This window comes from Propionivibrio sp. (assembly GCF_041441355.1).
Taxonomy (GTDB): domain Bacteria; phylum Pseudomonadota; class Gammaproteobacteria; order Burkholderiales; family Rhodocyclaceae; genus Propionivibrio.
In genome coordinates, this window is sequence record NZ_JASDTF010000005.1 from 94,126 (window position 1) to 101,821 (window position 7,696).

7 protein-coding genes are annotated in these 7,696 nt (G+C 66.6%); 2 read left to right on the plus strand and 5 right to left on the minus strand.

Going from position 1 to position 7,696, the window contains the following annotated elements:
• Positions 1-127: 127 nt before the first annotated feature.
• Complete coding sequence (gene bamE, locus QMB55_RS02265) at positions 128-616, minus strand: outer membrane protein assembly factor BamE domain-containing protein (protein WP_497587041.1); 489 nt, start codon at positions 614-616, stop codon at positions 128-130.
• A gap of 188 nt (positions 617-804) precedes the next feature.
• Here bamE and QMB55_RS02270 point away from each other — a divergent pair, with 188 nt between their 5' ends.
• Entirely contained in the window at positions 805-1,686 is an 882-nt protein-coding gene (locus tag QMB55_RS02270; RefSeq protein ID WP_497587042.1) for an HDOD domain-containing protein, read from the plus strand.
• Between the two features lie 9 nt (positions 1,687-1,695).
• Here the strand turns inward: QMB55_RS02270 and recQ are convergent, their stop codons facing one another.
• From recQ to QMB55_RS02290, 4 genes are all read right to left on the minus strand, one after another.
• Positions 1,696-3,513, minus strand: a complete 1,818-nt coding sequence (gene recQ, locus QMB55_RS02275; RefSeq protein WP_497587043.1) for a DNA helicase RecQ — start codon at positions 3,511-3,513, stop codon at positions 1,696-1,698.
• Between the two features lie 145 nt (positions 3,514-3,658).
• Entirely contained in the window at positions 3,659-5,071 is a 1,413-nt protein-coding gene (locus QMB55_RS02280; RefSeq protein ID WP_497587044.1) for a sigma 54-interacting transcriptional regulator, read from the minus strand.
• Complete coding sequence (locus tag QMB55_RS02285; protein WP_497587045.1) at positions 5,068-5,616, minus strand: hypothetical protein; 549 nt, start codon at positions 5,614-5,616, stop codon at positions 5,068-5,070. Before QMB55_RS02285 ends, QMB55_RS02280 begins: the two co-directional genes overlap by 4 nt.
• Positions 5,613-7,037, minus strand: a complete 1,425-nt coding sequence (locus QMB55_RS02290; RefSeq protein ID WP_497587046.1) for a sensor histidine kinase — start codon at positions 7,035-7,037, stop codon at positions 5,613-5,615. Before QMB55_RS02290 ends, QMB55_RS02285 begins: the two co-directional genes overlap by 4 nt.
• 390 nt (positions 7,038-7,427) lie before the next feature.
• On the opposite strand from QMB55_RS02290, the gene QMB55_RS02295 reads away from it, so the two are divergent.
• Positions 7,428-7,696 (plus strand): hypothetical protein (locus tag QMB55_RS02295; protein ID WP_497587047.1); only part of this gene is annotated, 269 nt, incomplete at its 3' end.

Below are 7,696 nucleotides of genomic sequence, written 5' to 3' on the forward strand. Positions count from 1 at the left end.
TGCGGCGCATCCGCCGCGACGCCTGTGCGGCGGCGGTTCGCCGGTCATCCGTTGGTTTTATTTGGATACTAGTATATCCAAGCCGGAAGAGCGGCCGTCAAGACATTGATTTTCAGAGCCAAAAAGATCAGCGCTGCGGTTCGATGTTGCTGCTGGTGTGCGTTACCCGTCCCTGCAGGTCGAAATGCACGTTGAAATAACTGACGGTGCCGGGAACGTCTTCGCGGCGCCAATCCCAGACTTCCTCGCGTTTGAGCGAGAATTCGTAAACGTGCGCCGGCTGCCCGAGCAGGCGTCGGATCTGTTCGCGGGTCATCCCCGGCGTGACCCGCGCCAGGTTCTCGGCGGTCAGCACCTGGCGCACGGCGCGCAGGACGCCGTCGGGCCCGAAATCGAGCATGTAGTTCACCACCCCGTTCGGGGTGCGTGGGTACTCCCAGGTCTGCACGCCGTCGGGATCGCGCCAGGTCATTGTCGGCGGCCCCATCAGATCCTCGACCTCCTGCGTCCGGGTCACCCCCGGTTTGAGCTTGGGCAGAACCAGCGCATCGCAGGCCGGCATCGAAGCGATGACGCCCGAGAGCAGACCGGTGAAAAAGTCACGGATCAGGCTCATCTTCCCGTCCTCCGCCAATCGTCCGCAACCGCCCGGCAAGCGCCGGAAGGCATACAATTCGCAGGAACGATTTTTCCGCTCCTCAACATTCCGCGACTGCGCATGCGTCTTTCCTCCGTGTTCTCGACCCGGCTAGCCTAACCCGCGCCCCCGGAACGCGACAAGACGCCCGCCCTCCACGACCCGCCATGCCCGAACCCGACCTCCAGCCCGCTCCCGATAAACACGGTGCCGAACTCAACGCCCAGCGTTTTGCCATGCTTGAAGACATCGCCAAGGAACTTGCCGGCGAAGTCGTCTTTCCCGTGGATTTCAATGCCACCCTGCGCCTGCGCCAGAGTTTGCAAAACCCTGACCTGCCGACCGGCAAGATCGCCGCCATGGTGGAAACCGAGCCGCTCGTCGCCGCGCGCCTGCTCAAGCTCGCCAACTCGGTACTCTATCGGCGCGACGACACCCCGGTGCGCAACCTCGGCACCGCGGTCACCCGGCTCGGGCTGAAGGTGGTCAAGAGCACCGCACTGGCCATTGCCATGAGCCAGTTGCTGCGCGCCAAGGAGCTGGCCGCGTTCAGCGAGCTGGCCAACCGCCTCTGGCAGCACAGTTTGCGCAGCGCCGTCGCGGCCCGCCTGCTGGTGAAAAGCGAGCCCGGCTGTACGCTCGATCCGGAGGAAGCCTTCCTCGCCGGGCTGGTGCATGACCTCGGCGCCTCCTACATGCTCTACCGCGCCGCCCGCTACGCCGAATTGCGCGAACGCCCGGATACCGCCCGTTACCTGATCCTGCAATGGCACGAAAGCATCGGCGTCGCCCTGCTCAACGCCCTCGGGCTGCCCGAGGAAGTGGTCAATGCCGCCGAAGAGCACGACCAGCCCCGCTCCGAATTGCCGAAGAATCTGCGCAGCCTGGGCGATGCGGTCTACCTCGCCAACCTGCTCGCCGGGGCGCATTTCGAATGGACAGGACTCGAGCGGCAGGTCGATACGACGGACCTGCTCGAGGCGCGCTACGCGCCCCTGCGCGAAGCGATCAACGCCGAAACCCAGGCCCTCTTGGCCGCCTTGAACTGACCCCGGGGCTCACGCCGCGTGCGCGGCGATAATTTCGAGCCAAGCCTCGCCGTAACGCTCGGCTTTGGCCTGGCCGACGCCAGGGATGTCCAGCAAGTCATCCGGATCTTCCGGGCGCTCGGCCGCCAGTGCCGCCAGCGTGCGGTCCACGGCGATGACGTAGGCCGGAACGCCCTGTTCGCGCGCGCGTTCGGCGCGCCAGGCGCGCAACGCGGCATACAACGGAGCGTCTGCGCTGGCCACGCTCGCTGCGGCGGCGCTCGTCCGCAGGGTACGCGCGTTCCCGCCCGCACTGGCGCGCAGCGCACTGCGACGCAGGGTCAGCGTCTGCTCCCCCTTGAGCAGCGGGCGCGCCGCTTCAGTCAGGCGGATCGCCCCGTAGGCATGCACGTCTGATTCGAGGTAACCGGCCGCCAGCAGCTGGCGGAACACCGAACGCCAGGCGTGATCGTCAAGCTCGCGTCCGACGCCGAAGGTCGGCAGCGTGTCGTGCCCATATTCGCGCATTTTCTCGTTCGCCTTGCCGCGCAAGAGGTCGATCAGGTGCCCGGTGCCGAAGCGCTGCCCGGTGCGCAGCGCCGCCGAGAGCGCCTTGCGTGCGGCCAGCGTGCCGTCCCACAGCTCGGGCGGGTCGAGGCAGACGTCGCAGTTGTCGCAGGGCTCGGAGGCCTCGCCGAAATTGGCCAGCAGCACGACGCGCCGACAGCGCGCCGATTCGCAGTAGGCCAGCATCGCGTCGAGCTTGCCGCGCTCGATGCGTTTTTGCTCGTCGGGCGCATTCGAGTCCTCGATCATCTGGCGATGAATGACGACGTCGTTGAGGCCGTAGGTCATCCAGGCCTCGGCCGGCTCGCCGTCGCGTCCGGCGCGGCCGGTTTCCTGGTAATACGCTTCGAGACTCTTGGGCAGGTCGAGGTGGGCGACGAAACGCACGTCGGGCTTGTCGATGCCCATCCCGAAAGCGATCGTCGCCACCATGATCACGCCATCCTCGCGCAGAAAGCGCTGCTGGTGAAAAGTACGCAGCTCGGCCGCCAGTCCGGCGTGGTAAGGCAGTGCGGTCAGGCCCTGGGCGACCAGCCAGGCCGCGGTCTCTTCGACCTTGCGCCGCGACAGGCAATAGACGATGCCCGCCTCGCCGCGTTGATCGCGCAGGAAGGCCAGTAACTGGCGGCGCGGATTGTCACGTTCGACGACGGTGTAACGGATGTTCGGCCGGTCGAAGCTGGAGACGAACTGCGCCGCACCGGCAAGGCCGAGGCGGTCGACGATCTCCTGCCGGGTCGGGGCGTCGGCGGTCGCCGTCAGGGCGATGCGCGGCACCTGCGGGTAACGCTCGTGCAGGGCCGAAAGCTGGATGTACTCGGGGCGGAAATCGTGCCCCCACTGCGAGACACAGTGCGCCTCGTCGATGGCGAAGAGGGCGATCCGCCCTTCGCGATCGAGGCGGTCGAGGAGGCCGAGGAAGCGCTCGCCGAGCAGGCGTTCGGGTGCCACATAGACGAGGTCGAGCTCGCCGGCGAGCAGGCGGCGCTCGGTTTCGCGCAGCGCGTCGAGGTCGAGCGTCGAATTGATGAAGGCCGCGCGCACCCCGGCCTGCAGAAGCGCGTCGACCTGGTCCTGCATCAGCGCGATCAGCGGCGAAACGACGATCCCCACCCCCGGACGCAACAAGGCCGGAATCTGGTAGCACAGCGACTTGCCGCCACCGGTGGGCATCAGCACCAGCGCATCGCCGCCGTTCGCCACGTGCTCGACGATCTCCTCCTGCTGCCCGCGGAAGGAGGAATAGCCGAAAACGCGCTGCAGGATGTCGTGGGCAAGCATGGGGGAGCGGAGTGCCGACGGAGCGGCAGAGAAAAGGGGCGGGGACGGGAGGCGGGGGAAAAACGGCGCGGCCGGGCGAATGGGCCGGGTCGCGGATGTTAGCAGGCTACCGGGCTTTCTCCCAGCCCCTCGGCCCGATGCCGGATCAGGAACTGCCGGCGTCGCTGTCGGCCGGGGCCGCCGCGTCGCGGAACATTCCCGGCGTCAGGCCGTATTTCTGCAACAGGCGGTAGAACTCGGTGCGGTTGCGCTCGGCGATGCGCGCCGCGTCGGCGACGTTGCCGTCGGTCAGCTTGAGCAACTGGACGAGGTAATTGCGCTCGAAACGCTGCTTGGCCTCGGCGTAATTGAGGGCCTCCAGCGTCGGGATGCGCAGCGCGCGCTGGATCAGCGACAGCGGAATCAGCGGCGTCGTCGCCAGGGCGCAGGCCTGTTCGATGACGTTGTAAAGCTGGCGCACGTTGCCCGGCCAGCTCGCGGCGACCAGCATTTCCATGGCCTCGGGCACCAGACCGACAATCCTCTTGTCGTACTTGCGCACCAGTTGCTGCACGAAGTGGTTGGCCAGCAGCGGAATGTCCTCGCGCCGCTCCTCGAGGCGACACAGGGACAGGGAAACAACGTCGAGTCGGTAATAGAGGTCTTCGCGGAACTGCCCTTCGGCCAGTGCCCGGGTCAGGTCGCGGTGAGTGGCCGAAAGCACGCGCACGTCGATCGCGGTCGAGTGCGTCGCGCCGACCGGGCGTACCGCCCGTTCCTGCAACACCCGCAACAGCTTGACCTGCAGGGCGGTCGGCATGTCGCCGATCTCGTCGAGAAACAGCGTGCCGCCGTCGGCGGCCTTGAACAGCCCAACATGGTCGTTGTTGGCGCCGGTGAACGCGCCGCGCACGTGTCCGAAGAGTTCGGATTCGAGCAACTGTTCGGGCATCGCCGCGCAATTGATCGCCACGAACGGCCGCGTCGCGCGCGGACTGGCGCGGTGGATAGCGCGCGCCAGCAGCTCCTTGCCCGTTCCGCTCTCGCCGCGGATCAGGACACTGGCGTCGGAGTTGGCGACCACCTTGGTCTCGGCCATCAACTCGGCCATGCGGCTACTGCGGTAAAGGATGCCGCTACGCCAAGCCTCGCCTTCGACGGCTTGCGCCATCGGCCGCGACAAATGCAGCGCCTCCTTGATCTTGTGGTGCAAGGTCGCGGTGTCGAAAGGCTTGGTGAGGTAGCTGAACACGCCGCGCGTCATCGCCTGCACCGCTTCCGGAATGGTGCCGTGTGCGGTGAGCAAAATCACCGGCAGGGTCGGCCAGCGGGTCTGGATTTCCTCGAACAGCGCCAGCCCGTCCTTGCCCGGCAGACGGATGTCGCTGAGCACGAGGTGCGGCGTATCAACCGCGATCCGCGACAGCCCTTCTTCGGCCGAGGACGCGGTGACCACCCGGTAATCCCAGGCGTTGAGGCGCATGGCGAGCAGACGCAGCAGGTCCGCATCGTCGTCGATGACCAGGATCTGGGCCGCCGGCGTGAGTTCCCGGCCGTCCTTGATGTCGACGACGCTCATCGCACCCCCCGGCCGACGGCCTTGCTCGAATTCGGACGCGGCGGCAACGCCGCCTCGATGCCGGCCATCGCTTCGAGTTTCCCTTGCAGGACCTCGGCTCGGCGCTGGCTCTCGCGCAGCTGCTGCGCCGTTCTCTCACCCTGTGCTTCGAGGCGCAAGCGCTCCTGGTATTGCTTGAGGAGCAGCTGGGCCAAGGGCTGCAAGGGTTGCGCAGGCGGCGTTTCGTCCTTGACCAGCGCCGCGAGCAGCTGCTGCCCCTTGAGCAGATCGCCAGCTTCGAGCGGACTGCCGTAGAGCACCGCGAGGCGCAGCTGAACCCCGGGCCCGGGCTCGGGCGTGGTCAGCAGCGCCCGTTCACGCGCGTTCTCGGCAGGCGAGAAATGCACCGCGTACCGCACGAAGGCCATGAGGTCTTCCAGCGACGCGTTGTCGGCGTGACGCGCCTCGCTGCCCGAAAGACCGGGCCACCGTCCGGCGCAGCCCGACACGGCCAGCATGCCGGCCACCACCAGCAGGAGCGCTCGGCGCCGCAGTCCGCGGTTCATGCGGCCTCCCGCAGGCATGCGTCCCCCACGGGCAGGACGATCTCGAACGCCGCGCCCTTCGCCCCGCGTTCCTGCGGCAAGAGGCGCACGCTGCCGCCCATCGCCAGCACCAGTTCGCGCACGATCGAAAGCCCGACGCCGCTGCCTTGCCGGGGGTTCGGCGGCTGCCGCTGCCCTTGGACGAAAGGCTCGAAGATCCGCTCGGCGTCCACTTCGGCAACCCCGTCGCCGTCGTCCGCGCAGAGGAGCCTCAGGTAGGGGCCGTCGACGCTGGCTTCAAGGCGGATCTGCCCGTATTCCGGGCTGAAGTCGATGGCGTTTGAAAGCAGGTTGTCGAGGACCACCAGCATTTTCTCCTCGTCCAGGGGGCAGGCGCGCTCAGGCGCCGTCGTTGCGACCGTCAGGTTCCGTCCCTGAATCTGCAGGGCCCGGTCCTGAACCGCTTTTTCGAGCAGCGTCGGCAGGTCAATGGCCTGCACGTTGAGGCTGCGGGCCTCGTTGGAGACGGAGTTCAAACGCAGCAAACTCTCGATGTGGCGCTGCAGCGTCACGACGTTATGCTGCAGGATGTCGACGATCTCTTTCTGCGTCGTCCCCAAGGTTCCACCGACCTCGTCCTTGAGCAGCGAGATGCCTTCGCGCAACGCCGTCAGCGGCGTCTTCAATTCATGCGCCACATGCCGCAAGGCGCGCTCGCGCTCAGCCTCCAGATCGCGCAGACGGCGGCGCAGCCACTCGAGACGCTGGCCGATGAGCTGCATGTCGACCGGCCCGTGCACCCGCACCGGCTCCTCCAAACGACTCTCCCCCAGCCGACGGATCGAGCCTTGCAGCTTCTCGACCGGGCGCGAGAGCCACCAGTTCATCGCCAGGGCGATGGCAAAGGCGCCGAGGACGGCGCCCCCGACGATGAAGGCGACATGGACGCGGCTGGCCGCGAGTTCGTCGATCAGCGCCTGGCTGCGGGTATCGACCCAGCGCCGGCCCTGCTGTTCGAGTTCGGCGTTGAGCCGGGTCAGGGCCACCAGGGTGCCGAGCACCGCATTACTGCGCGGCGCCCGCGTCAGCTCCTGGCGCAGCGAGACCAGCGTCGAACGCCAGGCCTCGCTGACACCGGCAAGGGTCGGGCCGGTCATCGTCTCGAGCTGCTGCAACAAGGCGAGACAACGCTGGCCGCTCTCGTCCACGCGCGCCAGCACCGCCGGGTCGCGGAGCACCAGGTATTGGCGCGCCCCGCGTTCCAGATCGACGGTGCGCTCGGCGATTTCCTGAATCGCCGTACTCAGGAGCAGCGCCTGCGCACCGTTGATCCGGCTGCGCTCGACGTGCTGCTCGAGCAGCAGCCAGCTGCGCAACGCGGCCACGCTGAGCAGGGCGGCAATCAGCAGGAAGCCGGCGAGCATGCACTGGCGAAAGGTCATCCTCAGCCGGGGCATTCGCATGACATTTGCACGCACCGATTTCCGATCGTGGGTCGACATGGGCTCGTATTTTCAGGTCGTTCTTGAGGTTTCGCCGCAAGAATAGACCATCTCCGGACCGATCCGCGCAAACGCAAGCGACATTTTTCGTCTGTCGCTTTTTCCCGACAGCGCTGTCCCCGGCACGGCCTCGAAGTGCGTCGGGAAGGCCGAAAAACTGTCGCCAGACAGCGACAGTTTTTCCCTTGCCGGGTCACGACGCAAGCTCGAGAAAAACCGTCAACAGCTCTGCCACAAGGAAAAACGGGCTTTGGCATGTTTTTCGCTAAAGCCGACCCTGGAGGTTTTGTCCCACCGTCGCACCAGTTCAAACAACAGGCAGAGGAAATCATGTCCGATAAAACCCATTCATCCGCCCCCATCACCCGTCGCGAGGTCACCTCGGTGCTGGGGAACGGACGCAAACCGCTGGCCTCGATCGCCAAGGCCCAGGCCTTGCTCAAGGAGCGTGCCGCGGCTGCCGCCGACGGCTACTTTGTTCCCACGGCCAACGTCACGCCGCTCAATTCAAACCCGCTGAACGCCAGGCCCCAGGCCGGAGAATTCGGATCGTGTCCCGGGACGTGGTGTAAGAAGCGTCAGCAGAAGCGGTCAGCGGG

Bases quoted from the DNA above. Each gene is read 5' to 3' on its own strand.
- bamE (WP_497587041.1), bottom strand. From the start codon at position 616: ATGAGCCTGATCCGTGACTTTTTCACCGGTCTGCTCTCGGGCGTCATC.
- QMB55_RS02270 (WP_497587042.1), top strand. From the start codon at position 805: ATGCCCGAACCCGACCTCCAGCCCGCTCCCGATAAACACGGTGCCGAA.
- recQ (WP_497587043.1), bottom strand. From the start codon at position 3,513: ATGCTTGCCCACGACATCCTGCAGCGCGTTTTCGGCTATTCCTCCTTC.
- QMB55_RS02280 (WP_497587044.1), bottom strand. From the start codon at position 5,071: ATGAGCGTCGTCGACATCAAGGACGGCCGGGAACTCACGCCGGCGGCC.
- QMB55_RS02285 (WP_497587045.1), bottom strand. From the start codon at position 5,616: ATGAACCGCGGACTGCGGCGCCGAGCGCTCCTGCTGGTGGTGGCCGGC.
- QMB55_RS02290 (WP_497587046.1), bottom strand. From the start codon at position 7,037: ATGACCTTTCGCCAGTGCATGCTCGCCGGCTTCCTGCTGATTGCCGCC.